This is a genomic window from Arcicella rosea (assembly GCF_014204325.1).
Lineage (GTDB): Bacteria > Bacteroidota > Bacteroidia > Cytophagales > Spirosomataceae > Arcicella > Arcicella rosea_A.
Window position 1 is genome coordinate 14078 of the sequence record NZ_JACHKT010000025.1, and the last position, 26694, is coordinate 40771.

Sequence of the window (26694 nt, forward strand, 5' to 3'; positions counted from 1 at the left end):
TTTTAATTAAAAAACAATATTCAATCTATCTTTTAGTGTTTTCTTTTAAAACTGCCATTTTTATCTGAATTTGCTTTTTCATAGATTTACAGATAATTAATTCATCAACAGCATATAATCCTTAATTTTTTATAACCGCCATGAATATTTTACCAAAACTCAGTTTGATTTGGCTGCTTTTCCTTTTCAATACTTCTAATGCCCAATATCTTGAACCTTCACTAGAACATGCTCCTTCCAATTGGTTTAATTTAGATTTTTCTGATGATAAAGTACGTGGAATCAGTACTGAAAAAGCTTATCGTGATATTTTGAAAAATAAAAAATCAAAGCCTGTTATCGTCGCAATTATTGATTCAGGCGTTGATATTCTTCATGAAGATTTAACCAATAAAATTTGGGTTAATGCTAAGGAAATTCCTAATAATGGCATTGATGACGATAAGAATGGCTACATTGATGATATTCATGGATGGGATTTTTTAGGAGGAAAAAACGGAGAAGACATTGCAAAAGAAAGCTTGGAAATTACCAGAGAATTTGCTCGTCTTCAAAAAAAATATGAGTATTATAACGAGACAACAGCTCTTTCTGTAGAGGAAAAAAAGGAGTACGATTTGTACAAAAAATACAAACAAGAATACGAGAACAAGTTAAAAGAAGCAAAAGAGCAAGGGGTTTTTGTGATTAACCTTTATCATAAATTTATAGATGCCAAGCTTCAATTGACTCAATATTTGGGTGTAAAAGAAATAACTAAAGCCGATTTAAGTAAAATTACAAATAAGGATAGCGAAGAATTAAAGAAAGCTAAAAGAGTATTTGAATTGATTTTGGATTTAGGACAAGATGAAACCAAGCTTCAAGAAGCTTATGAATATTATGATACTCAACTGAATTATGGTGTGAATCTTACTTATAATCCTAGAGCAATCGTTGGTGATGATGTAAATAATATTCAAGATAGAAATTATGGGAATAATGAGGTAAAAGGCCCAGATGCTCGTCACGGTACTCATGTCGCTGGAATTGTTGCTGCGAATCGCAATAATGATTTTGGTATTGCTGGCGTGGCTGATAATGTTCAAATTATGGTGATTAGAGCTTTGCCTGATGGCGATGAACGTGATAAAGATGTTGTAAATGCTATTTTGTATGCTGTTGAAAATGGAGCGAAAGTAATTAATATGAGTTTTGGGAAAACTGTTTCACCTCAAAAATCTGCGGTTGATGAAGCCGTTAAGTTTGCACAATCAAAAGGAGTTTTATTGATTCATGCGGCAGGAAACGAAAACCAAGATATTGATACCAAAGAAAATTATCCAACAAAACATTTATTAGATGGTACCGAGGCTGATAATTGGATTGAAGTAGGAGCAACTTCATGGATGCAGTCAACCAATACAGTCGCTGAATTTTCTAATTATGGACAAAAAACAGTGGATGTTTTTGCTCCTGGAGTAGATATTCAATCGACGGTTGTGGGTTCAAAATATGAAGATTTGAGTGGCACAAGTATGGCTGCACCAGTTGTTTCAGGTTTAGCCGCTTTATTGATTTCATATTATCCAACTTTTACTTACAAGCAAGTAAAGCAAATTATTTTAGAATCTTCTATCAAATTAGCACAATTAAAAGTTGCTCGTCCGGGTTCATCTGAATTAATTGAATTTGGAAAACTTTCATTAAGCGGAGGCATTGTGAATGCTTATGAAGCCGTTAAATTGGCGGAAAAATTACAAAAAGATTCATTGAAAAATTAGGCAGTATAGATGCCAATTATTCTCTATCCATAATTGGCATTCTACTTAAATTATCGTTATTTTACGAAAATATTTATCCAATATTTTTAAAAAAATCGTTGAAAATTTACTTGAATATTTTTAATCACAGAAAAAATATTTCTTAAGCTATTGCCTTGCAAAATGATTCATTGAGACAAGCGCTAGTGATTTAACCGTCAAACCATGTCTATCGTTAGCAATAATATAAAGTATCTTCGTCGATTGAATGGGCTTACTCAAGAACAGTTCTCTCGCAGAATTGGGATTAAACGCTCATTATTAGGGGCTTATGAAGAAGCCAGAGCCAATCCGAATTTAGAAAACCTCAAAACCATTGCACAAGTATTTGGTACTTCTGTAGATTCTTTGATTAAGACTGATATTAGAAAAATTCGTGAAACACCCGGCATTAGTTTAGGACAAAGTACTACAGGTATTATTGAGCAAGTAAAAATGCCAGTGAATGATGCTGTAAATACTTTTCAGAAGAAAGAAGCTGAACCGCAACCAATTGCTAAAATTATTGATGATTATTTTCAAGAAGAGAAGGAAGAACAACCTGTTAGAAGCGAAAATCAATTTGTTCATAATCGAGTAAATTATACTATTCCTGAGCAAAATTTTAAGTCATTTTCTGAAAATCAGCATAATAATAAATCGCTGAATGAAAGTCTGCATAAAAACTTTGAAATCAGAATTCCTTATGTAAAAAGGTCACAGATAAAAGACTATTTGGCGAATTATACTAAAACAGAATACATCAAAACGTTAACTACTTTTTCCATGCCTTTTGTGAATTCTGAAAAGAGTAGGGCGTTTGAAATGGGAAGTGATTTTCCTTTGCAAAATTCAATTGTCATTGGCAATGCCATTGACCATTGGACGAATATTTTGGATGGAAAATTTTATATTTTAATTACCCCGCAACAGGGTGTTATTTATAGAAGAGTTTATAATCAGATTAAAGTAAAAGGTACTTTATTGCTCAGTTCTGATGATTCTTCGATTCCAAGTTTTGAAATTTCATTGAAATCAATTGCAGAAATTTGGGAAGTATCTGCTTTTATGAGTAAAGAATTACCAGAACCGAGAATATCGCTAGAAAGAGCCAAATCACTCATAGAAGAATTGAGTTTAGAGCTTAATCAATTGAAGTAAAATAAAAAATCCACAAATCAACTTTGTGGATTTTTTATTTATTGTTTAGGTCTGAATTCTTTCATAATTTCTTGATTACAAATTAGATATGGACCTTCAAGTAAGTCAATGCAATATGGAACGGCGGGAAATACTGCATCCAAACATTGACGAATAGCCTTTGGTTTTCCGGGTAAATTGATAATCAAAGATTTACCTCTGAGACCAGCCGTTTGCCTTGATAAAATAGCAGTGGGAACATATTTTAAGCTTTCGGCTCTCATCAATTCCCCAAAACCGGGCATCATTTTGTCACAAACGGCTTCTGTAGCTTCAGGTGTTACGTCTCTTTTGCTTGGGCCTGTTCCTCCAGTTGTTACAATTAAACAACAATTTTCAACATCAGCCATTTCGATTAAAGTTGCTGAAATTAAGTCTTGTTCATCAGGAATTACTTTATAAACAGTTTCAAAAGTAGAAACTAAGTAATCCTTTAAAGTTTCAACTACTGCTTTTCCCGGAATGTCTTCATAAATTCCAGCACTAGCCCTGTCTGAAATATTGATTACTCCAATTTTAATAAGTTCTTGCATCAATTTTAGATATGCTTATCAAAGCGTTTTCTTTCAAAATTTTAAATATAGTGTAAAATTCTTTGTGGAATAACGTTTGATGAGTTAATTTGTAGATTACGCATTAGAATTTTGCTTTTTATATTTTAAACTACTCAACAACGATATGATTTTATTACAATCAAAACTGCCTGAAGGTGCCGAGAAACTATTCTCATTATTGTTTCTAATTTTACTCTTGGGTGCTTTGTATTTTGCTTTCAAGATTTTCAATAAAAATAAAGAGTAAAGTTAAGGTTTTTTAATACCGTCCCAACAAGTAAAAAAAGCCATTTCTAGGTCAGAAGATGTCATTAGAAATTCTCCTGACAAACGAAGTTTAATCAAAGAGCTTGCACTTCCAGTAACCATCGCAATTAGTATTTTAGGAGGAATATCTCTTACTACTTGGGTGAAAACTGCTTTTCTAAGAAAATCATAAATGGGTTGTTCAAGTCGAGTAATATCCTCTTTTTTGAGCATCCCGATATATGGCGAATTCATGAATTGTTCTAAGAAATAAAACTCTTTGGGATTTGTAAAGTAGTAGTTAATCATTTGTAGATAGAAACTACGAAAACGATCTTTAAATGGCTTAGTTGTGTCGTCGTTTTTGAAAATACTCTGAATAGATTTTTCACGTTTGTAAACGTACAGAGCACAGATAAGTTCATCTTTACTTTTGAAGTAGTGATAAATGGTTCCTGCGGCCACATTTGCTTTTTTAGCTACCTCAGACATGGGCGAGCTGTGGAATCCATGTTTTGAAATTAGTTCTAGTGTTGCTTGAAAGATGGCTTCTTTTTTGTCGAAATCTTTAACAGTATTCATAAAATAGTGGAAGGAAGGTAAAATTATATTTTAAGCGTGTGTGAGTGATTTTTGAAATTTGGCATTAAATATAGATTAAAATTGGGAATAATTAAGTAATTCTAGGAATTTCTTAATATTGATCTAGGGTAATTTAATATTTTTTGCTTGTTGCATAATCTTTTGCGTAAAACTTACATTAAAATTACCCATAACACAACTAAAAACTAATCAAAACAGTAAATTTAAAAAATGCAATTTCGTAAATTGTGTTGCATGAATCTTAAGCCTTATAATTAAATGAAAGTAAGAAATCCAAGAACAGGTATATATGATTATGAAATCTCTCTACTCTCTTTTGAAACGCTTCAAATAAAAGCCGATGTAATGCGTCAGGCTCAGAAAAACTGGCAAGTAATTGGTATTGAGCAAAGAATAAAAACTATTCAGCGTTGGAAAAAAGCATTAGAAAGACATCTTGAAGAAATTACAGAAGCATTAACGATTGATACTGGTAGAAAAATTGAAACCGAATCGGAAGTCAATTTAGTAATGGCTTCAATTGATCAGTTTTGTGATTTCGCTAATACTTATTTCAAACCCGAAGCACAAACAATTCTTCATAATAATACTTATCACATCGAAGAGTTTTCAGAGCCTTTTGAACTTGTTGGAATCATTGGATCTTGGCAATTTCCTTTACAGAATGTTATGATGCAAGTCATACCTGCTTTATTAGCTGGTAGTGCTGTCATCGTAAAACCTTCTGAAAAAACGCCAAGATTTATCAAAGTTATTGAAAAAACAATTAGTCAAATTTTACATTTCAATAATCTTGTGGACTTTGTGGAAGGTGGAAAAGAGACTGGAGAAATGCTTTGTGCCATTACTGATTCTGTTTGTTATGTAGGTTCTGAAGTAAATGCACGAAAAATTTATGAGATAAGTGCCAAGCATTTTATCCCAGCCACATTATTATTTGCAGGAAAAGGAGCGGCTATCGTTACGGAAACAGCAGATATAGAACACGCTTCATCAGCAATTTTGTGGGCTGGTGTTTTCAATGCAGGTCAGTCGGCTGATGCCATCGAAAGAGTTTACGTGCATCGTAATATTCACTCTCAGTTTTTATCGAGATTAGTTGGTAAAAGTAATTTGTTGACACTAGCTTATCCGAATATTAATCATGGAGAAATCGGGCCAATTATTTCAGAAAAACAAGCTACTTTGATTAATGAACAATTGGCTGATGCGGTTAAAAAAGGAGCAGTGATTGTAGCAGGAGCAGCCAAATGCCTTGTACAAAAAGGAGGATATTATTGTCGCCCAACGATTTTGACGAACTTAAATCATCAAATGAAAATCATGAAAGAGAAGACTTATGGCCCAATTTTGCCCGTAAAGTCATTTTTAAATGAAGCACAAGCTTTGGATTTAGTCAATGATTCTGCCAGTCCGTTTACTTGTTCAGTTTTTGCAGGAAAAGATAGCGAAACAATGAAAATTGCCCATAAACTGAAAAGTAAAACAGTCACTATCAATGATGTTTACTTAGAAAATAGGTTTTACGGAAATCAAAAAAGTTCCAATACTTCGCTTGAAATCAAAGCTGAAAATATTGGAACTAATTCATTTAAGAAATTCTTGAAAAATAAGGATTTGATTTTTAAGAAGTAATACTGAAACTGGAAGATTGGTTGGTTATTCAATTTTGAACCTAGCAACCATGATTCCAGTTTGTGTTTTTTTCGGAGCCATATATTCTGCCAGTGGCTTATCGCTCACCATTACTCTTTTGAATTCTGACGAGGCGTGTATTAAATATACTCGTTTGTCTTGTAATCTAATCGCAAAACCTTCGTGCGTGATGTCCAAACCATCAATATTGGTAGTAATACCGATAATGTCACCATTCAGTAATTTATCTTCAATACTTCTAATTTTGGCTTTAGGAATGTAATAAAAATCTTGATTACTAATTTTATTTTCTACTTTACTGATTTTTTCTTGAAGTGCAGTATTGCCTGCATTTGGGTTTTTATCCCAGTTTGTACTGATGAAATTAATATCTTTCTTCAATGGGATTCCTCCTAAACTATGCGTAATATCTTCTAAAAGTCCGTCTTGATTGTGCGTATAAATCCAGTCTGAAAAGTAATGGATTCTCGACTCATAGCCTTTGATTTGCCCTTTATTGTAATATCTCAAACGCTTCAAGTAATACTGAAATTTATCGAATGAAGTATCATTTTTTCGGTAGGTCAAGCCCATTGCTACACAACTTTCTACGAAGGTTGAACAATCAAACTCCTTGAGGTTTACCACTAATTTCTCCTCATCTTTACTTTCAAGCGTATAAGCTTTATAAGGTCTATTTAGGAAACCCTTCGCAATATTCAGCGTGTATTCGTGCATATTGCTACCTTGTGCTTGCTGAATTTTCTTTTGATAAATTTCTTCATCTGATAATGGTTGTTGAAAACTACTTCCCATCACCAATACTGATGAAAACACAAAAACCTTGCAAGGTTTTATCAAGCTTGCAAGGTTTTGATTTAAGCTACTAAAATTAATTTTTCTCATGTAATATTTAATCGTTATCATCAACTCGAAGGCTGAACAAGCCAGCCAAAATCATCAATACTCCTCCCAAAGTAACGATATGTATAGGCTCTAATTGCGTTAAATTCATGAATTTTTTCAGTCCCAAACTTGCAACAACTTGTGGTATTACAATAAAAAAATTGAAAACACCCATAAAATAGCCCATTTTGTTGGCAGGTAAACTTCCTGAAAGCATGGCATAAGGCATAGCTAAAATACTTGCCCAAGCTAATCCAATTCCTACAAAAGAAGGTAATAGAGCATACTTTGAAGTAACAAACATAACAGAGATAAGCCCTAATCCACCTGCTGTTAAACAGATTAAATGCGTTACTTTACGACCAAACTTTTTTGCCATACTCGGAAGTAAAAGTGCAAAAAGCATTGCAGTACCATTATAAACCAAGAAACAAATACCAACAAAGTTTGCTCCTTCATTATAAATCGCAGATTTAGTATCTGTTGAGCCGAAAATATTTTTTGTTACCGCATCAGTCATAAAAAGCCACATACAAAATAAAGCAAACCAAGTAAAGAACTGAACAAGAGCCAATTGCTGCATTACTTGTGGCATTTTAAACAATCCGTTTACGGTTTCTTTGATGCCGTGTAAGAAACTCATTTCATCTTTTTCTCTTTGAAATGCTTCCATATCTTCTGGTGGGTATTCTTCTGTTTTTAGAATTGTCCAGAGAATACAAGCAAAGTAAGCAAAAGCTCCAATATAAAACGACCATCTAACAGTATCTGGCACAATTCCTTCTGGGGCAGTATTTTGTACGCCAAAGTAATCTAAAATAGAAGGAAGTCCAGACGCAATCATCGCTCCGACACCAATAAAGAAGGTTTGTACCGAAAAGCCAGTAGTTCTTTGCTCTTTTGGAAGCATATCGCCCACAAATGCTCTAAATGGTTCCATTGAAATATTGATAGAAGCGTCCATCATCCAAAGTATAGCCCCAGCCATCCAAAGTACTGATGATTGTGGCATAGCAATCAATGCAATCGTGGCTAAAATGGCTCCTGCAAAAAAGAATGGTCGGCGACGCCCCCATTTGTGATGCCAAGTGCGGTCGCTCATGTAGCCAATAATTGGCTGAACTAATAATCCTGTAAGTGGTGCTGCTATCCAAAGAATTGGAATATCGTCTGGATTAGCACCTAAAGTTGCGAATATACGGCTTGTATTTGCATTTTGCAGGGCAAAACCAAATTGAATACCCATAAAGCCTATGCTCATGTTGATGATTTGACCAAGGCTAAGGCGGGGTTTGTTTTCTTTTGTCATAAAATGGTTAATGATGTAATTTTAATTCCTCAAATTAATGAAATGCTGAAGATATATTCTATTTTTTCTGAGAAATTTCATAAATAAGTACTGAGTTGGGTTGGATTGTTACAGGAAATGTTTGATTTGCATTTTGACTAAATTGTTCTTTCTGATTGAATTTTCCTTTAAATGTTGATTCTTTACTTGGGTTTAGTCCCATGGCTGTCCAAGCACCTTCTGGAATCACTAAATCAAATGTTTTACTTTGGAAATGGTCGAAATTACAAACGAATAAAAGTTTATGTTTACCAGTATGACGGAGGTAGCTATACACTTTTTTGCGGTCGTAATTACCTTGTTGGATATACTGTAAATCAAAGAAAGAACCAGTTTTTACAGCTTCTGAAATATTCACAAATTTGATTAAATCGCCATAGAATTTTCTTAAATTCTTTTGTTCATCAGTCAAAAGTTTTCCATCAAATTTGCCATTGTTCATCCAAGCTTGATGCGATTTTACTCCCCAGAAATCGAACATAGAAGTACGGTCGTCGGCAGTATTGAAACCTTCTGGTTCATTGGCAGATTCTCCTAATTCTTGTCCGAAGTAAATCATCATTGGTCCAGTATGAAGTGTAGCCGTTACAACCATTGCTGGCACTGCCGAAAAAGGATATCCTTTTGCAAAAGCAGGAGTGTTAATTCTTACTTCATCATGATTTTCTAAAAACCTTAACATGTGTTCTGAAATATCACCAGATTCATGTTGCCAAACTCTTGTAATACTTTCCACACTGGCATCATGTTTATTTTCTACCAAATGACGAAGTCCATCATACAAACCTACTTTATCGTACAAATAATCAAAACCACCGATTTTGATGTAATTGTGGTATTCATTCGGATTATAAATTTCTGCAATGAAAATAATGTCTGGATAGCTTTTCTTTACTTCTGCAATTGCATATTGCCAGAATTCATAAGGAACCATTTCTGCCATATCGCAACGGAAGCCGTCTGTACCTTTATCAGCCCAGTATTTCAAAATGTCAACCATTTTCAACCAAGTATTTGGAATTGGGTCGAAATGTTTTTGTCTGCCATGTTGAATATCCACACCATAATTCAATTTTACTGTTTCAAACCAATCATCAATGGTTGGATGAGAAGAGAAAACATCATTCCCTGAAACTTTCGCAGGACTTTCTACATAAGGAACATCAGCTTTTACAGGTGAATTTACGCCTGCTGGAATTTGAAATTGGGTATTGGGTAAGTAATAGAAATTATTTTGTGGGTCGAATGATTTTGTTGTATCATCTGTTTCTGCAAAATCTTTTACTCCTTTCGGTTTCATGTCAGAATGATACACTCTTGCCACGTGATTTGGTACAAAATCCATGATTAATTTCAAATCATTTTGGTGGATTCTATCAACCATCGCCGAAAATTCTTCCATCCTTTTTTTAGGCTTTTCAGCAAAAAATGGATTGACATCATAATAATCTTTAATGGCAAAGGGTGAACCACTTCTCCCTTTTACAACATCAGGATGATCTTTTGGAATACCATAAGCAGTTAAATCTTCCATCGTGGCATGTTCAATCAAACCTGTCATGTACAAATGCGAGTAACCAAAATCCTTGAGTTTTTTCAAGGCCACATCATTAATATCAGAAAATTTAGTAACGCCATTTTCGGCTGCCGAACCATTGAATTTGTTGGTTGTATTCTTGTTTCCCCAAAGGTGAAACATCATTTGTAAAATTACTAATTTGTCGTTTTTGCTATTTGTCATATTTTTCGGGACTATTTTTTTGCTTTTTTTCGGGTCAATATTTTTGAATTTACTATAATTCTTGGTTTTGGCAATAGCGTTTTGTTTGGCACTTGTTGAAACAGGATTGTTCGTCTGTGCATTCGTGCTTAAAAAGGCAAAAAGGAAGCCTAATAAAGTTGCGACTTTGATTGTATTTTTAGACATTTTTAGAATAAAATTTGGGTATTAGGACAGATTAGCACAGATTCGTTTCTTTTGGCTTTCTTTTATCTTTGCATAAAATTGCTCATAATTTATGATTTTATTATTAGGAAATTCTTGAAATTATTTGAAAAATTGCATCAATGATACTCTTTTAAACTAAGAATCCTGAATGTTAAAATCCTTTTTTGTCTGTATTTCTTCGGTTTCATTGTATATCCATTAACCATTTCAAAACACATGAAAAAAACTATTTTCTTTATTCTTTTTACGTGCTTGCAGATAAGTATTTTGGCACAAACGCCAAGTGTTCAGCGTATTAATCCAAGTAATTGGTGGGTTGGCATGAAAAATCCTAAACTACAATTATTGGTTTATGGAAAAAACATAGCTGGCAGTGAAGTAAAAATTAATTATCAAGGAGTAACCCTAGAAAAAGTTAATCAAGTTGAAAATCCCAATTACTTATTTCTTGATTTGAATATTGCGTCCAATACACAGGCTGGACAAATGTTTATCGAATTGTCAAAAACAATTAAAGTTCAAAAAGGAAAGAAATCAATCGTTGACCAAATGGTGAAAATTACCTATCCATTTCAACTAAAAGTTCGTGACCAAAAGCCCCAAGAAATTAATTCAAAAGATTTTATTTACTTAATTCTGCCAGATCGTTTTTCTAACGGAGACCCTAATAACGATAAATTTGCCGACATGGCTGACCTAGCATCCGACCGAAAAAATCCATTTTTACGTCACGGTGGAGATTTATTAGGCGTACAAAATCATTTAGATTATATAAAAGAATTAGGAGCAACAACCATTTGGTTGAATCCTGTGGTTGAAAATAACCAACCACAAACCAATGAGGGAGGAGCAATGCGTTCGGCTTACCACGGTTATGGTTTTACAGACCATTATAATGTAGATAAACGTTTGGGTGGAAATGAGGCTTATAAAAAACTAATCGAAGCGGCTCATGCCAAAGGTTTGAAAATTATTCAAGATGCGGTTTATAACCACGTTGGTATTAATCACTGGATTTTGAAAGATTTACCGATGAAAAATTGGTTGAATCAATGGGATACTTATACTAATACTTCTTATCGTGATGAACCCGTGGTTGATATTTTACATGGTTCGGCTGCTGATTTTAAAGTACAACAAAATGGCTGGTTTGTAGCTTTCTTGCCAGATTTGAATCATAAAAATGAATTTGTTGCCAACTTTTTAATTCAACATGCACTCTGGACGGTTGAAAATTTTGGTATTGATGGCTGGAGAATTGATACGTATCAATACAACGATTTGAATTTTATGAATCGTTGCAATGCCGCTTTAGTAGAAGAATATCCAAAAATGTTTATCACAGGTGAAAATTCTGTACAAAGTGCTTATTCGCAAGCGTATTTTGCTAAAAACAATTTGAATGTTCCCTTTAAAAGTACTTTACCTTCTGCGAACGACTTTGTACTTTTCAACGCAATCAACGATGCCCTGAATCAAGGTTTTGATTGGGGAAAAGGTTTTAATCGCCTGTATTCAACTTTAGCGATGGATGCTTTGTATGAAGATGCGAATTTGAACATGACTTTCTTGGATAATCATGACATGGACAGATTTTACTCCGTAATTGGTGAAGATTTCAATAAATACAAATTAGGTGTTGGCTTTTTATTGACTACTCGTGGCGTGCCACATTTATATTATGGCACTGAAAATTTGACGAAAAATTTTAAAAATCCATCGGATGCAGAAGTACGCAAAGATTTTGAAGGCGGTTGGGCAGACGATAAAGTAAACAAATTTTTATCTTCTGGTAGAACTGAAAAAGAAAATGAAGCTTTTGATTTTGTAAAGAAACTAGCTAATTATAGAAAAACTAGCGAAGCCATTACGGAAGGAAAACTAACTCAATTTTTACCACAAGACGGAATTTATGTGTACTTTAGATATACCAATAACCAAAGTGTGATGGTAATTATGAGTCAAAATAAGGAAGATAAAAACCTTGATACACAAAGATTTGTTGAAAGAATATCAGGTTTTACTTCAGCAAAAAATATCATGACAGATTCATCGGTTGGAGATTTGAAAAGCCTGAAAATTCCTGCAATGTCAATTACGATACTTGAATTACAAAAATAAAATATATCCTTACAAATATAATTGTGAATTAGTGATTGAGTGAGTTGTGATTAAGGTGTGTTAAAATTTTTATTTGGTTTATTTCTTAAAATATATTTTCATGAAAGAAATAACATATTCGAAAGTCCGATAATTCACTCAATCACTAACTCACAATTCACTAACTAAAAAAATCCACATGACAAATATTAAAGCTTGCCTTTTCGATTTAGATGGCGTAATTGTAGATACCGCAGTATATCATTTTCAAGCTTGGAGACGCTTGGCAAACGAATTAGGGTTTGATTTTACCGAACATCAGAATGAACAATTAAAAGGTATTTCAAGAATGGAATCCTTAGAATTGATTCTCAATTGGGGAAATGTTAGCTTAACAGAAGCGGAAAAAGTGGAATGGGCAACTCGTAAAAATGATTGGTATTTAGATTTAGTGAAGTTGATGACACCCAATGAAGTATTGCCAGGAGTAGCCAAATTTTTAACTGACCTTCGTGAAGCAGGGATTAAAATTGCTTTAGGTTCGGCAAGTAAAAATTCTAAATTGATTTTAGAAAGAATTCAAATGTTGGATTATTTCGATGCCATTATTGATGGAAATAATATTACAAAAGGAAAACCAGACCCACAAGTATTTTTGATGGGAGCAGAAGCAACCAATGCTTTACCAAGCGAATGTGTTGTTTTTGAAGATGCCGTAGCAGGCGTTCAAGCAGCAAAAGCTGGCGGAATGAAAGCGATAGGAGTAGGTTCAGCCGATGTTTTAACAGAAGCAGATTTAGTAATTACTACTTTTGAAGAAATGACTTTGGAAAGATTAAACTTTTAATTTTCCTAAAAAGACAGCTTAGCATAGTGAATTGAATGTTTCTTTTCTCTTCTAAATTGCAAGGCTGAATAAAAATTATTATGACTATAATTGTACTATTCTAATTACTTTTCTAAATAATAATGTTGGTTTTAGTGAAAAGTCAAGAATAGTTCTTTAATTTACCATCAACCATTTTTATTAATTAAATATTAAGCTATTGATAATCAGTTGATTCTGATTGGTGATATTGAAAAAGAAAGAATCCTTTCTTTTATAAACAAAAACAGCATACGACGTAATATGAAAAATTATCTTAAACACGATGAATGGTGTATCATCGAAGAAGGTTTCAATAGAGAGTTCAACGAAATTACAGAATCTGTTTGCTCATTAGGTAATGGACGAATGGGGCAGCGTGGAAATTTTGAAGAGACTTTTACAGGAAAAACACTTCAAGGCAATTATGTAGCTGGCGTATATTATCCTGACAAAACTCGTGTAGGTTGGTGGAAAAACGGTTATCCTGAATACTTTGCCAAAGTATTGAATGCTGCCAATTGGATTGGTATTAAAGTTGAAATAGAAGAAGAAATTCTTGATTTACATAAAGCAGAAGTGTCTGATTTTAAGCGTGTTTTGAACATGAAAGAAGGATACTTACAACGTACTTTTACTGCTACTTTACCTTCTGGCAAACAAGTGAAAGTTGATGCAAAGCGTTTTAATTCAATTGTGGATGATGAAGCTGGTGCTATTTCTTACTCAATTACGCCACTTAATTTTGATGGAAAAATCGTTCTGACTCCTTTTATTGATGGTGACATTAAAAATAAGGATGCCAATTACGATGAAAAATTCTGGGATGAAGTACACAAAGAAACAGCTTTTGCCGAAGGTTATGTAGAAATGGTTACGAAGAAAACAGGATTTCATGTTGTAACTGGTCAGAAATTTCAAATTTTCCAAAATGGCAAAGCCATTGAATTTACAAGCTTCCCACAAAAAGCTGAAAAATACGTAGCAAGTCAAGTTACTTTATCTGCAAAAGCAAATGAAGCTACCGTTTTAGTAAAATATGCTTGTAACCTTTCTTCCGAAAATCATGCAATATCAGAATTACTTCCTAAAGCAAAAGCTTATTTAGCAAGAATTGAGGCTAAAGGTTTTGATAAAATGCTAGAAGAACAAGCTGAAAAGTGGGCTTCAAAATGGGAAACTAATGATATTGTAATTGAAGGAGATGTTGCAGCGCAACAAGGTATTCGTTTCAATATTTTTCAAATGAACCAAACCTATACGGGTGAAGATGCTCGTTTGAACATTGGTCCAAAAGGTTTTACTGGTGAAAAATATGGTGGCTCAACATACTGGGATACCGAAGCTTATTGTATTCCTTTTTACTTGGCTACAGCCGACCAACAAGTTGCTCGTAATTTATTGGTATATCGTTGGAAACAATTAGGAAAAGCCATTGAGAATGCACAGAAATTGGGCTTCAAAGATGGTGCAGCGTTGTATCCGATGGTGACGATGAATGGTGAAGAATGCCATAACGAATGGGAAATTACTTTTGAAGAAATTCACCGTAACGGAGCAATTGCCTATGCCATTTACGATTACGTAAATTATACTGGCGATGAAGCATATTTAGCCGAATACGGATTTGAAGTACTTCTTGGTATTGCTCGTTTTTGGTCGCAAAGAGTAAACTGGTCGGAAGCGAAAAAACAATACGTAATGTTAGGCGTAACCGGACCTAACGAGTACGAAAATAACGTCAATAATAACTGGTACACAAGTTATTTTGCGGTTTGGTGTATGAAGTATTTGATTGAAGTAAGTGAGAAAATCAAGGCTTCAAATCCTGAACGTTTTCAAGAATTAGCAAGCTTGACCAATCTCAACGAAACAGATGAGTTTGATAGATTCAACCATATTATTCGTAATATGTATTTGGGTGAAGATAAAGAATTGGGTATTTTCTTACAACAAGATGGTTTCTTGGATAAAGAATTAATCAAAGTAAGTAATTTGCCAACTCAAGAAAGACCAATCAACCAAAAATGGTCTTGGGATAGGATTTTACGTTCTTGCTTTATCAAACAAGCAGACGTTTTACAAGGAATTTATTTCTTTGAAGATGATTTCGATGCTGAAACTATCAAACGGAATTATGATTTCTATGAACCAATGACGGTACATGAATCGTCATTGAGTCCATGTGTACATTCAATCATTGCAGCGAAGTTAGGCGATAAAGCTCGTTCTTACGAATTCTATCAACGTTCTGCTCGTTTAGATTTAGATGATTATAACAATGATACTGAAGACGGTTGTCATATTACTTCAATGGCAGGAACTTGGATGTCGATTGTAAAAGGTTTTGGAGGAATGAGAGTTCGCAACGGACAAGTATATTTAGCACCATTTGTACCTGAAAATTGGACTTCATTCTCGTTTAAAATCCGTTTTAAAGGCAATTTGTTGAACATCAAAACTTATGCTCATGAAGTATTGATTGAAAATATATTGGGTGATGATACCACAATTTTTGTACATGGTAATACTGTTGAATTAAAAGAAAAGTCAACTGTAAGTATTGAACAAAAATTGTTGAATTAATAAATTTAAAGTAAAAACTAATTTTTTAAGCCTTCAGAAGAAAATCTTCTGAAGGCTTTTTTGTTTTCTATCTTGTCCTTTGCACATAAAATAGCTTTCAAAGAATACATCGTTCCTGTATCATTAATAGTGAGTATTTAATAGATTATAGTTTTGTCAATGGTTATGTAATTCTGAGTAATACAATTAAAGCCTCAATATCTAGGAGATGCAAAAACCAGTTTAAAATGTACTACGTTCAACGAAAGAAAAGAATGGCTAAACCCCAATAAGTTAAGATTAAAGAGTAATATTTGAATGTAAAGTCTTATTATCATCCCAAGTTTAGATGTAAGTAAACGACTCATAATTCTCCAAAATTTAATTGAAAGACTACCCTAACAAGGGTTGTCTTTCAATTTTTTAATGAAATCTGGTCTTAATAATCTTGACTCATTGGATGAATCATCAATTCATCAATTACTACGTGTTTTGGGGCTTCAAGAATATAAGTAATCGTATCAGCAATATTTTGTGAAGTTAAATATTGTGCTTGGTAAGGGTCTCCTTCTTCACGAGCATGGAAATATGTATCTACTAATCCTGAATATACTACCGATACTTTGATACCATCTTTACGAACTTCTTTTCTCAATGCCATCGAAAAGGCATCTTGTGCATATTTCGAAGAACAATATAAAGAACCGCCATCAAAAACACGTTTGGCAACGTCTGAGGCAATGTTGATAATATGACCTTCACCAGCAGATTTCATGAATGGAATGGTTTCACGACAAAATAGAAACGTACCTTTTACATTGGTTTCATAAATTGAATCCCATTCTTCAGTACTGATTTCGCTTGCTTGTTTGAAAATTCCAAACCCCGCATTGTTTACTAAAGCATCAATTTTGCCAAAAGCTTCAATTGTTGAAGTAATAGTTTTTTTAACAAAAGCTTCGTCGCCTACAGAACCTACAAATATTTCAGCTTTAGCTCCTTTAGCTTCGATTTCACTTTTTAACGTAACGAGTTCTGCTTCGCTTCTGGCTACTAAACTTAGGTTTACGCCTTTGTCTGCTAATAATAAAGCTAATGCTCTACCAATGCCTTTACTTGCTCCGGTTACTAAAATGGTTTTATTTTGAAGTGACATATTTTGTTTTTGTTTATAAAAGTTAGTTGAAAGAGATTTACTCCATCGTATAAAATTAATAGAAGCGAAAATTCTTCTTGTCCTTCTTGCCTAGATAAATTTACAGTTCAATCAATTTGACTTTTTTTAAGTCAAATTGTAATGATTTCGGTCAATAGTTAATCACGTAAAAATTTTACAAAAATCATTTTACGTGATTATTTAAAGACATTACGGATTAAATTAACGAATAGACTAAGCTTGTTTTAAGTAAAACTTATGGGATTCAACTATATTTGCCATACACTCCATAAAAATCAAGCAGTTTATATTATATTTTAATTGAACCATGAAAAATAATCCTAAAACCTTAACCGCCTGGACAATGTACGACTGGGCAAATTCGGTTCATTCACTTACCATTACTTCCGCTATTTTTCCGATTTATTATCCCATTGCAGCGGTGATGCTTCCTTCAAAAAGCAGACAATTAGATTTTTTCGGTTTTCAGCTTGAAAATACTGTATTGTATTCTTATGCTGTTTCTATTGGTTTTTTATTATTGGCGTTTTCTGTGCCACTTGTTTCAGCTATTTCTGATTACACTGGTAAGAAGAAAGTGTTCATGAAAATGTATTGTTATCTGGGCGCTATCAGTTGTATGTTGATGTACTTTTTTGAAGAAGGAAGATACTACCTAGGTACTTTTGCTTTTCTGTTTTCGATAGTAGGCTGGGGAGGAAGTATCGTTTTTTATAATTCATATTTACCTGAAATTGCTACTGAAGACCAATACGATAGATTATCTGCCAGAGGTTTTACGATGGGATATTTAGGAAGTGTTATTTTGCTGATTCAGAATTTAACGATGGTTTTAAAACCTGAATGGTACGGTGGAATTAGCGGAGGAGAGGCTTCAAGAATTTCCTTTTTAACCGTTGGTATTTGGTGGATAGTTTTTGCACAGTATTCATTTTTACATTTACCTAAAGATACTAAAGTACAAAAACAAGGAGGAAGTTGGATTTTCAATGGCTTTAAAGAATTAAAGAAAGTATTCCATGAATTAGAAAATCTGAAAACCACGAAGCAATTTCTAATGTCTTTCTTTTTTTATAACATGGGTGCCCAAACTGTTATGTATTTAGGGGCATTGTTTGGAAGTGAGGAATTAAAATTGCCTTCTGATGCGCTGATTGTAACGGTTTTATTGATTCAATTAGTTGCGATTGTTGGAGCATATTTGTTTGCTAAAATCTCTGAAATTGTAGGGAATACAAAATCGTTGGCTATCATCGTCATCAGTTGGGTATTTATTTGTATTGCTGCTTATTTTGTAACGACTCGCAATGAGTTTTACTTTTTAGCGACTGGTATTGGTTTTGTAATGGGTGGAATTCAATCACTCTCACGTTCTACTTATGCAAAATTAATTCCAGAAGAAACACACGATACTGCTTCCTACTTTAGTTTTTACGATGTTTGTGACCGACTTTCAACCGTTATTGGTACGTTTATGTTTGGTTTGGTGAATCAATTAACAGGAAGTATGCGTATGAGTGTACTTTTCTTGACGGTTTTCTTTATTATCGGCTTAATAATTTTATCAAGAGTACCATCCCAAAAGATTTACCGATAGAGGTGTTAGACTTTAGGACTCTGGACTTAAAGACTCTGGACTTTAAGATTTTAGACACTAGACTTTAGATATAAGATTTTAGCCTTTAAGACGTTAGACTTTAAGATTTTGATGAAAAAAGATACTATGTAAAAATCCTAGAGTCCAGATTCCTAAAGTCTAGCGTCTAAAATCTCAAAATCTTTTGTTAAAAGTCTTTTTTCTGACATTCCAACAAACTATTTCATCGCATTTTTACGTAGTTAAATTGAATGACATTTAAACACAAAAAAGGAAATGAAAATCGTCTTAATAACATTAATTACTTGCTTGGCTGTATTGACAAATTGTACTGCACAAGATGAAAAAGCTGGAGTTACTCATCATAAATTTACCGTCGTGAAAACAGATGCTGAATGGATGAAAATATTAACACCCGAACAATTTAAAGTAACCAGAAGAAAAAGTACTGAATTAGCTTGTTCTGGTGCATATTGGAAGAATCACGAAAAAGGTATTTATAAATGTGTATGCTGTAAATTGCCTCTTTTTGATTCTCAAACAAAGTTTGAATCTGGTACAGGCTGGCCATCATTTTACAAGGCTATTCACAAAGATGCTATTTTGGAAGTAGCCGACAATAGTTTTGGTATGGAAAGAGTAGAAATCCTCTGTAGTCGTTGTGGAGCCCATTTAGGTCACGTTTTTGAAGATGGCCCTAAACCAACAGGTTTGCGTTATTGCTTAAACTCATTATCGCTGGATTTTGAGAAAGATGAGAAAATGAGTAAGAAATAATCAAGAGCTTTCAGCAATGAGCTTTTAGATTTTTATGAAACATGAGTCATCCCGAATTTTAAAATCACAAAAAAGCGGTCAAAAACTAATTTTGACCGCTTTTTTGTGATTGATGAGCAATGAATTCCTACTGTTTGAGCGAAGCGAGTTTAGGAATTCTTGAATTTCTTTTGTTACTTTTCTTGTTTCAAGACAAGAAAAGTAAGGATTGTACAATAATAAAGATAAAAACCTCTCAAATCGTCCTAAACCTCACTATTCTAAGAAAAAATTCGGGATGACTCATGTTTTTGTTTTCATACCTCTGATTCAATGGAGCATTAAAACGATACTCACGAGCATTAATTGAATGGAAAATTAAAATAAAACTTGAGGTGAGAGAGAGTCAAGAATTTGAGCGATAAATATGTCCTTATCGCTAGATTAATTTTTAGATAGATTTATTAGAAAAAAAGGGACGTCTGAATTGTCAAACGTCCCTTTTAAACAATCTTAGTTTTCTCTGGCACTTCTTTTTAAAACATATTTAAAAGCGGTGCCTGTTAATATATAACCAGAAGTAGTTGCTGTTGAAAATACTTTGTAATTTACTTTCATCAATCCACTTGCACCTAAATCTTGTGCTTGTGCTACCATTCTAGCTAAAATTGCTTCTTTTTCCTGTTGGTCATTTCCACGTTTCAGCATTGTGCCTTTATATTCTTGCTTGGCTGTTAATGGAAATTCTTCTGAAATGGTTAATTTATCCATTTCTTCAAAGCTTTCTTTAGGCTGTTCATCTCCCTGCAATACATCAATTGCATATTTATCAGGAACTTTAAAACCTAAACCTGTATGTTGATCATAACCACCACTTTGGTAGTTTGGGCTATAGTAAGAAGTAGGTTGAAAGGTTTTGGTTGGCTGACAATTTGTTAAAAAAAATGACAAACAAACAAAACCTACCGCTGTCTTAGTCCACTTAGATACTTTCCGAATCATAAATTAATACCTTTTCCCAAAGATGTTTACAATCATCTATAAACTTTAGATGAAGGGGATGTACTTGATATTCGTCGTGTCCAGCCGCATCATCAAAAACAGTAAGCTCGCAGAAATCATAACTACGGTCGATTACTGGGCGGTCTGTAGCAGCAGGAGGACCTACACTAAACGTTTTAATACTTTCGATATTGCCAAGAGTTTTTACTCCTTCTACAAATTTCTGACGGTCAGCTTCTGACAAGTCTTTCTTTAACCAAAAATTTACTACGTGAACAAACATGAGTAAGAGTTGTGAGCGGTTCGCCGCTGCGATTGTGAGTGATGAGTTTTGAGCTGTCACTGCCTAAAAGAGTTATTACTTCAGTTTAAACAGAACAGCAACTTCGTTTATTTTATATAGATTACTTAATTTAATTTTGAGTAAAAATAAGATTAAGTAATCCTAAAATTAATAATTATAAATTGTCTTTATCAATTATAACTGCCATTCTTTCGCCTAATTCATCAGATGCTTTCATTAATGGCAAGCGTACATCTGAACCACTAATTCCTTTTAGTTCAAGAATTTTTTTCACGCCAACAGGATTACCTTCTTCATATAAAAGAGGGTCAATCGCTAAGAAATGTCCTAGCAAATTACGAGCAGTCGAAAAATCTCCATCCAAAGCCGCATGAATCATTTTAGTGAATTTTGCAGGAACAGCATTAGCAATTACCGACATTACGCCAACACCACCGCAAGCAATGATTGGCACAGCCTGAACATCGTCGCCAGAGATTAATAAGAAATCTTCAGGCTTATCTTTATAAATTTCCATACACTGTTCGATGATACAAGAAGCTTCTTTTACACCGATAATGTTTGGATGTTCTGCTAATTTTAAAGTAGTTGCTGCCGACATATTGATGCCCGAACGACCAGGAATATTATACATAATTACTGGTACTGGCGAAGCATCAGCAATGGCAGAATAATGAGCAATTACGCCACGAGCTCCTGGCTTGTTATAATAAGGACATACCGAAAGGATTGCATCAATACCTGTAAAATCGGTAGCTTGCATCGCTTTAATTACTTCTGGCGTATTGTTTCCGCCAAGCCCAAATACGATTGGTAAATTCTTAGAATTATTTTCCTTGATGAATTCTAAAATCGCAATTTTTTCTTTGGTACTTGTCGTGGCAGATTCACCAGTTGTTCCTTGAACTACCAAGTAATCAACGCCACCGTCGCTTACGTGCTGTACTAATCTTTTTAACCCTTCATAATCAATACTTCCATCTTCAAACATTGGGGTTACTAAAGCTGGAGCTACGCCGTGGAATTTTGGTCTCATTTTTGGAAATTTTACGATTATGCAATCGTCTATATTTAAAAACTATTGGTCTGTATGGTAATTTGAAAATTTGAAAGTGTGGTAATTTGAAAATGAGAAAGGGTTATTAATATTTATATGAATAAATAAAAAATCTCATAGCTCATCGCTCACATCTCAAAGCTTATCCTTCCAACATTTGTAAAAAATCATCTTCTGAAATAATTTGAACACCCAATTTCTGGGCTTTTTGCAATTTTGAAGGACCAGCTTCTGAGCCAGCAACTAGAAAGTTCAACTTTCCAGAAACACCACTCAATACTTTTCCACCATTTGCTTCAATTTTTATCTTCAAATCATCACGTTCGAAATTTTGAAAAGTCCCCGAAATTACGAAAGTTTTTCCTTCTAAACTGTTCCCTTCTACAACAATTTCAGTGGTTTCATGGATAAATTGCAACTTAGCGTCTTTTAAACGAGCAATGTAAGCTTGATTATCCTCATCTTGAAAGAAAGCGACAACACTTTGCGCAATTCTATCGCCAATTTCTGGTACTTGTAACAAGTCTTCATAACTTGCTTTCGCAATGGCGTCGATATTATTAAAATATGAAGCTAATTTTTCGGCAACTGTTGCACCAACAAAACGTATCCCGATGCCAAATAATACTTGTTTGAATGGAATCTCTTTCGATTTTTCAACACCAACAAGAATATTATTGATTGATTTGTCTTTAAAACCTTCCAGATTGGCTAGTTTTTCTTTCGTCAAATCATACAAATCGGCAGGACTTTTTATGATACCTTTTTGATAGAATAAATCAATTGATTCTGTTCCTAAGTTTTCAATGTTCAACGCTTTGCGTTGAATGAAATGTTCAATTTTTCCTTTAATCTGTGGCGGACAACCTTTATCATTTGGACAATAATGGTTGGCTTCACCTTCTTTTCTAATTAAAGGTGTATCACATTCTGGACAAGTAGTTGGGAATTGTACTTTTTCAAATGTTAAACTTCTTTTACTAATATCTACACCCGTAATTTTTGGAATAATTTCTCCGCCTTTTTCTACAAAAACAGTATCGCCAATGTGTAAATCCAAGCGTTCAATTTCATTAGCATTATGAATACTGGCACGTTTTACAACTGTTCCAGCTAATAAAACAGGCTTTAAATTAGCAACAGGAGTAACGTTTCCTGTTCTACCAACTTGGTAACTTACTGTTTCTAAGGAAGTTGATGCTGATTCTGATTTGTATTTATAAGCAATTGCCCAGCGTGGAGATTTGGCTGTGTAGCCTAATACTTCTCTTTGAGCAAAAGAGTTTATTTTAATAACTATTCCATCAGTATTCAATGGTAAATCATGGCGAGCTTTGTCCCAACGCTCAATAAAGGTAAATACTTCTTGAATATTATTACATTTTTCCCATGTAGGCGAAACGTTGAAACCAGCTTTTTTCATCCAGTGAAGACTTTCTTCATGGCTTTCAAAAACTTCGTCATACGATAAAAACTGATACAGGTAGCAATCCATTTTTCTTTTGGCTACTACCGATGAATCTTGCATTTTGAAAGTACCAGAGGCAGCATTTCTAGGGTTTGCCAATAAAGCTTCACCAATGTCTTCACGTTCTTTATTCAACGATTCAAAAGAAGTTAAAGGCATAAAACCCTCGCCACGTACTTCAAAAACAGCAGGTAAGTTTTCAGCATTGATACTCAAAGGCAAAGTACGAATGGTTTTAATATTTGCTGTAATATCATCGCCACGTACACCATCGCCACGAGTTACGCCACGTACTAATTTGCCGTTTTCGTACCAAACGGAAAGTGCCACACCGTCGAATTTTAATTCGCAAATATATTCGTAAGGTTCGTTATTGAGTCCTTTTCTTACTCTTTCGTCAAAATCCGCTAATTCACCTTCATTATAAGTATTTCCTAAAGAAAGCATTGGGAAACGGTGATTTACTGCTTCAAATTCCTTAGAAACTGCACCACCAACCCGATGAGTTGGAGAATCTGCTCTAACAAACAGCGGGAATTCTTTCTCTAATTGCTGTAATTGTTCAAGAAGTTTATCGAATTCAAAATCAGATACTTCTGAATCAGCAGTGATATAATATCGATGGTTCAGTTCATTCAACCTATCTGTTAACTGGTTGATTTGTTCCTGTGGGTTCATTCCAATAAGCTTTAAAATTTTACCGAATTTACCGCCAAAATATAAGTAATCTTAAACTTTTCGGCTAAAATTCTCTTTTTGTTTAATGATGAGAGAAACTAAATTATCATACGGATCATTCTAACTACGAGTTGACTGAAAAAAATCGAAATAAACATTTATTCAAACAAAGTTTAAAAGTGCCTATTTTTTGTAATTTTGTTAGCTTTAACTAATTTCTCAACTGACAAAAGAGAGATTAAAATATCTTTGTGAAATTTGGGCTTACTTATTTAAAATTATTCAAATTGTTGAAAACTAAATTATCAAACAACTTTTTTGGGATTCTCCTCTCGATTACTCCAATCGCATTATATTTCTATTTTTTATCGAAATACGCTGTTAATATTCCTAAATGGGATGATCATGCTTTGAAAGCTTTCTTACTTGAATTTCATGATGGTAAAGGCATTTTTGCCAAAAGTCTTCCTTTTTTTAAGCAACACAACGAGCATAGAATTGCTTTTGACAGAATAATAACGCTATTAGTAAGTGAGGTTCATGGTCACATTGAGTACAGATGGTTGATGTGGATTGGGAACTTAACTTTAGTAGGAGTAATTGGCATTTTTTTTAAAATTTTCCAAAAGAATAAACTGTCATTCATCTCTTTTGTGCCGATTCCGTTTATTATTTTTCAACTTGAACTTTGGGAAAACACCTTTTGGGGAATGGCATCTCTTCAAAATTTCGGCATTTTGTTATTTGTATTTGCTTTAATATATTTCGTAAGTATAAATAATCAGCGTAGCTTTTTATGGTCGATATTTTTTGCTGTTCTGGCCACATACACAAGTGGAAATGGAATGCTTGCTTTTCCTGTTTGTGTGTGTATTTTGGCATTGCAAAAAAGGTGGAAGGATGTGACTATATTTACATTAACTGCTTTGGTTTTAATTATCCTATATTTCTATCATTTTCACTTTCCAGATAATGGTGTCAAAGAACTCCTTAGTAATAACATTCAAAAGCTTATTGTAGGTTTTTTCTGTTTTAATGGTGCTATAGCTGATTTATTTCCTCTTTCTTCTACTCGTCTTCAAATTACTGCTGTTTCAGGAATACTATTAACTTTTTTTGCATTTGGACTAAGTTTTTACTGGATTTTAAATAGCTCATTGTTTGCAAAAAAAGAAAAGACAAGCAGTACAGAATACTTTATTTTAGGCTGTTTTATGTTTTTAATAGCATCTTCAATAGTCGTTAGTGTAACTAGAATCAATCTAGGTGAAATGGGATTGTTGACCAGTAGATATAAAATTTATTCAGTGATGATGGTCGTTTGTATTCATATTGGTTTATTGTTGAATCTTAAGCAAGACAAAGTAAAGATATTTATTTATTCTACGCTTTTGATAAGTATAGGGTTTAACATACTTGCTAATTTCACTTGTTTTGATGAAATGGTTAATCTTCGGAAACAGCTTCTAACTCTTTCAGCCAATTGGGATTTAGAGACTATACAGACTAACAATAAATCCCAGATTACCTTTTATCAAAAACCATCAACGATTTTTGATAATATAAAATCCAAACTATCGAAGGATATAAAACAATTACCTGCTTGGGAGGGATATAAAAACCTGAAAATGGAGCATACAAACAATATTTCAATTCAAAACTCAAACTTTGAACGTACAGAAGATATAGATGATGGTGCTTATTTGATTATTCAATCTACTTCTAAAACCTTTCTAGTACCAGCTTTACAGCATTCATTTTCTGTAAGAAGTTTTTTGAAACATGGAAAGTACTGGGCTAAAGGGTTTGATATAGATATTGATAAAATTGAGTTGACAAAAGGGGTAAACCATTTGGGAATATGGATTCAGGAAGGTAAAAGTAGCCAGCAGTTCTATTTAAACGATTCATTAGTGATACAAAATTCCCCAGTTCGTGTAGTAAATAGTAACTGGTAATATTTAATTAATTTTGTTTTGAATATAATAAGTTTTCAAGCCTTTTTACTTTTGCCTTTGTGCTTAAGTATATTATATGGTAATTTTGCAAGGATACTTTAAATGAGTATCAAGCCAAAAACAAAAATTAATTTAAAGAAAAAGACGGACGTTTGATTGAAATCTTTGAAAATACATCAACGTTTCGCTATTAATTCATGAATAATATCCTTATTGCCCCTTCTTTGCTTGCAGCAGACTTCGCAAATCTTCAGAGAGATATTGAAATGGTAAATGCCTCTGATGCTGATTGGTTTCATATTGATGTAATGGACGGTCACTTTGTGCCGAATATTTCTTTTGGAATGCCTGTAATTGAAGCCATTAATCGCCATGCTAAAAAACCACTGGATGTTCACTTAATGATTGAAAAACCTGAACGTTATTTAGCTGAATTCAAAAAGTTAGGAGCTACCAATATCACTGTTCATTACGAAGCTTGTACACATTTGCATCGTACACTTCAGCAAATCAAAGACTTAGGTTGTTTGGCAGGAGTTGTGTTAAATCCAGCTACGCCAGTTTCTGTTTTGGAAGAAATTTTACCAGATTGCGAAATGGTATTGTTGATGTCGGTGAATCCCGGTTATGGTGGACAAAAATTTATCGAATCTACTTATGATAAAGTTCGTAAACTTCGTACTATGATTCAGGAAAAAGGATTGAATACTTTGATTGAAATTGATGGTGGAGTAAACCAAGAAACTGGACAGAAATTAGTAGATGCTGGTGCCGATATTTTGATTGCAGGAAGCTATGTTTTTGGTGCGAAAGACCCAATTGAAACAATTGCAAATCTAAAAAAAATCAAATAATACTTTGCTTTTTGTAGCAAATTTTAGAAAGAATAATAAAAAAAGACAATTTTCGTTTAATTTTATCAGTAAAAACTAATCGCTTCATTAAA

At 33.6% G+C, this 26694-nt stretch carries 21 protein-coding genes; 11 read left to right on the plus strand and 10 right to left on the minus strand.

Annotated features, from left to right (window positions below):
* Positions 1-140: 140 nt before the first annotated feature.
* Together HNP25_RS15595 and HNP25_RS15600 are read left to right on the plus strand one after the other, a co-directional pair.
* Positions 141-1763, plus strand: coding sequence for a S8 family serine peptidase (locus tag HNP25_RS15595; protein ID WP_184135586.1), 1623 nt, complete (start codon positions 141-143; stop codon positions 1761-1763).
* Between the two features lie 204 nt (positions 1764-1967).
* On the plus strand, positions 1968-2942 hold the full coding sequence (locus HNP25_RS15600; protein ID WP_184135588.1) for a helix-turn-helix domain-containing protein: 975 nt from the start codon (positions 1968-1970) through the stop codon (positions 2940-2942).
* A gap of 38 nt (positions 2943-2980) precedes the next feature.
* Here the strand turns inward: HNP25_RS15600 and mog are convergent, their stop codons facing one another.
* Together mog and HNP25_RS15610 are read right to left on the minus strand one after the other, a co-directional pair.
* A complete protein-coding gene (mog, locus tag HNP25_RS15605; protein ID WP_184135589.1) occupies positions 2981-3514 on the minus strand; it encodes a molybdopterin adenylyltransferase in 534 nt (177 codons plus the stop codon).
* A 270-nt stretch (positions 3515-3784) separates the two neighbouring features.
* A complete protein-coding gene (locus HNP25_RS15610; RefSeq protein WP_184135591.1) occupies positions 3785-4363 on the minus strand; it encodes a TetR/AcrR family transcriptional regulator in 579 nt (192 codons plus the stop codon).
* Positions 4364-4642: 279 nt separating this feature from the next.
* On the opposite strand from HNP25_RS15610, the gene HNP25_RS15615 reads away from it, so the two are divergent.
* The gene (locus HNP25_RS15615) at positions 4643-6019 is read left to right on the plus strand and encodes an aldehyde dehydrogenase family protein (RefSeq protein WP_184135593.1); all 1377 of its coding nucleotides are present in this window, start codon (positions 4643-4645) and stop codon (positions 6017-6019) included.
* A 24-nt stretch (positions 6020-6043) separates the two neighbouring features.
* On the opposite strand, the gene HNP25_RS15620 is transcribed toward HNP25_RS15615, so the two are convergent.
* The 3 genes from HNP25_RS15620 to HNP25_RS15630 form a co-directional block, all read right to left on the minus strand.
* Positions 6044-6925: an N-acetylmuramoyl-L-alanine amidase-like domain-containing protein gene (locus HNP25_RS15620; RefSeq protein WP_221432485.1), complete on the minus strand. Its 882-nt coding sequence runs from the start codon at positions 6923-6925 to the stop codon at positions 6044-6046.
* 7 nt (positions 6926-6932) lie between these two features.
* A complete protein-coding gene (locus HNP25_RS15625) occupies positions 6933-8186 on the minus strand; it encodes an MFS transporter (protein WP_184135596.1) in 1254 nt (417 codons plus the stop codon).
* A 106-nt stretch (positions 8187-8292) separates the two neighbouring features.
* Complete coding sequence (locus tag HNP25_RS15630; protein WP_229202887.1) at positions 8293-10200, minus strand: alpha-amylase family glycosyl hydrolase; 1908 nt, start codon at positions 10198-10200, stop codon at positions 8293-8295.
* A 237-nt stretch (positions 10201-10437) separates the two neighbouring features.
* Here HNP25_RS15630 and HNP25_RS15635 point away from each other — a divergent pair, with 237 nt between their 5' ends.
* From HNP25_RS15635 to HNP25_RS22105, 4 genes are all read left to right on the plus strand, one after another.
* Complete coding sequence (locus tag HNP25_RS15635) at positions 10438-12342, plus strand: alpha-amylase family glycosyl hydrolase (RefSeq protein ID WP_184135598.1); 1905 nt, start codon at positions 10438-10440, stop codon at positions 12340-12342.
* 178 nt (positions 12343-12520) lie between these two features.
* On the plus strand, positions 12521-13168 hold the full coding sequence (pgmB, locus tag HNP25_RS15640) for a beta-phosphoglucomutase (RefSeq protein ID WP_184135600.1): 648 nt from the start codon (positions 12521-12523) through the stop codon (positions 13166-13168).
* Positions 13169-13450: 282 nt separating this feature from the next.
* The gene (locus HNP25_RS15645) at positions 13451-15772 is read left to right on the plus strand and encodes a glycoside hydrolase family 65 protein (RefSeq protein WP_184135602.1); all 2322 of its coding nucleotides are present in this window, start codon (positions 13451-13453) and stop codon (positions 15770-15772) included.
* Positions 15773-15876: 104 nt separating this feature from the next.
* Positions 15877-16044: a hypothetical protein gene (locus HNP25_RS22105; RefSeq protein ID WP_184135661.1), complete on the plus strand. Its 168-nt coding sequence runs from the start codon at positions 15877-15879 to the stop codon at positions 16042-16044.
* 146 nt (positions 16045-16190) lie between these two features.
* Here the strand turns inward: HNP25_RS22105 and HNP25_RS15655 are convergent, their stop codons facing one another.
* Positions 16191-16907, minus strand: a complete 717-nt coding sequence (locus HNP25_RS15655; RefSeq protein ID WP_184135604.1) for an SDR family oxidoreductase — start codon at positions 16905-16907, stop codon at positions 16191-16193.
* 328 nt (positions 16908-17235) lie between these two features.
* Here HNP25_RS15655 and HNP25_RS15660 point away from each other — a divergent pair, with 328 nt between their 5' ends.
* Positions 17236-18525, plus strand: coding sequence for an MFS transporter (locus HNP25_RS15660; RefSeq protein WP_184135606.1), 1290 nt, complete (start codon positions 17236-17238; stop codon positions 18523-18525).
* A gap of 276 nt (positions 18526-18801) precedes the next feature.
* A complete protein-coding gene (gene msrB / locus HNP25_RS15665) occupies positions 18802-19302 on the plus strand; it encodes a peptide-methionine (R)-S-oxide reductase MsrB (protein WP_184135607.1) in 501 nt (166 codons plus the stop codon).
* A gap of 492 nt (positions 19303-19794) precedes the next feature.
* On the opposite strand, the gene HNP25_RS15670 is transcribed toward msrB, so the two are convergent.
* The 4 genes from HNP25_RS15670 to ligA form a co-directional block, all read right to left on the minus strand.
* A complete protein-coding gene (locus HNP25_RS15670) occupies positions 19795-20283 on the minus strand; it encodes a hypothetical protein (protein ID WP_184135609.1) in 489 nt (162 codons plus the stop codon).
* Positions 20264-20566 (minus strand): Dabb family protein, encoded by a 303-nt coding sequence (locus HNP25_RS15675; protein WP_184135611.1) that lies wholly within the window; start codon positions 20564-20566, stop codon positions 20264-20266. The genes HNP25_RS15670 and HNP25_RS15675 overlap by 20 nt, the downstream gene beginning before the upstream one ends.
* A gap of 175 nt (positions 20567-20741) precedes the next feature.
* Positions 20742-21623 (minus strand): 4-hydroxy-tetrahydrodipicolinate synthase, encoded by an 882-nt coding sequence (gene dapA / locus HNP25_RS15680; protein WP_184135612.1) that lies wholly within the window; start codon positions 21621-21623, stop codon positions 20742-20744.
* A gap of 163 nt (positions 21624-21786) precedes the next feature.
* On the minus strand, positions 21787-23790 hold the full coding sequence (gene ligA, locus HNP25_RS15685; protein ID WP_184135614.1) for an NAD-dependent DNA ligase LigA: 2004 nt from the start codon (positions 23788-23790) through the stop codon (positions 21787-21789).
* Positions 23791-24080: 290 nt separating this feature from the next.
* Here ligA and HNP25_RS15690 point away from each other — a divergent pair, with 290 nt between their 5' ends.
* A complete protein-coding gene (locus HNP25_RS15690; RefSeq protein WP_184135616.1) occupies positions 24081-25748 on the plus strand; it encodes a hypothetical protein in 1668 nt (555 codons plus the stop codon).
* A gap of 197 nt (positions 25749-25945) precedes the next feature.
* Positions 25946-26602, plus strand: coding sequence for a ribulose-phosphate 3-epimerase (rpe, locus tag HNP25_RS15695; protein WP_184135617.1), 657 nt, complete (start codon positions 25946-25948; stop codon positions 26600-26602).
* Positions 26603-26694 lie beyond the last annotated feature (92 nt).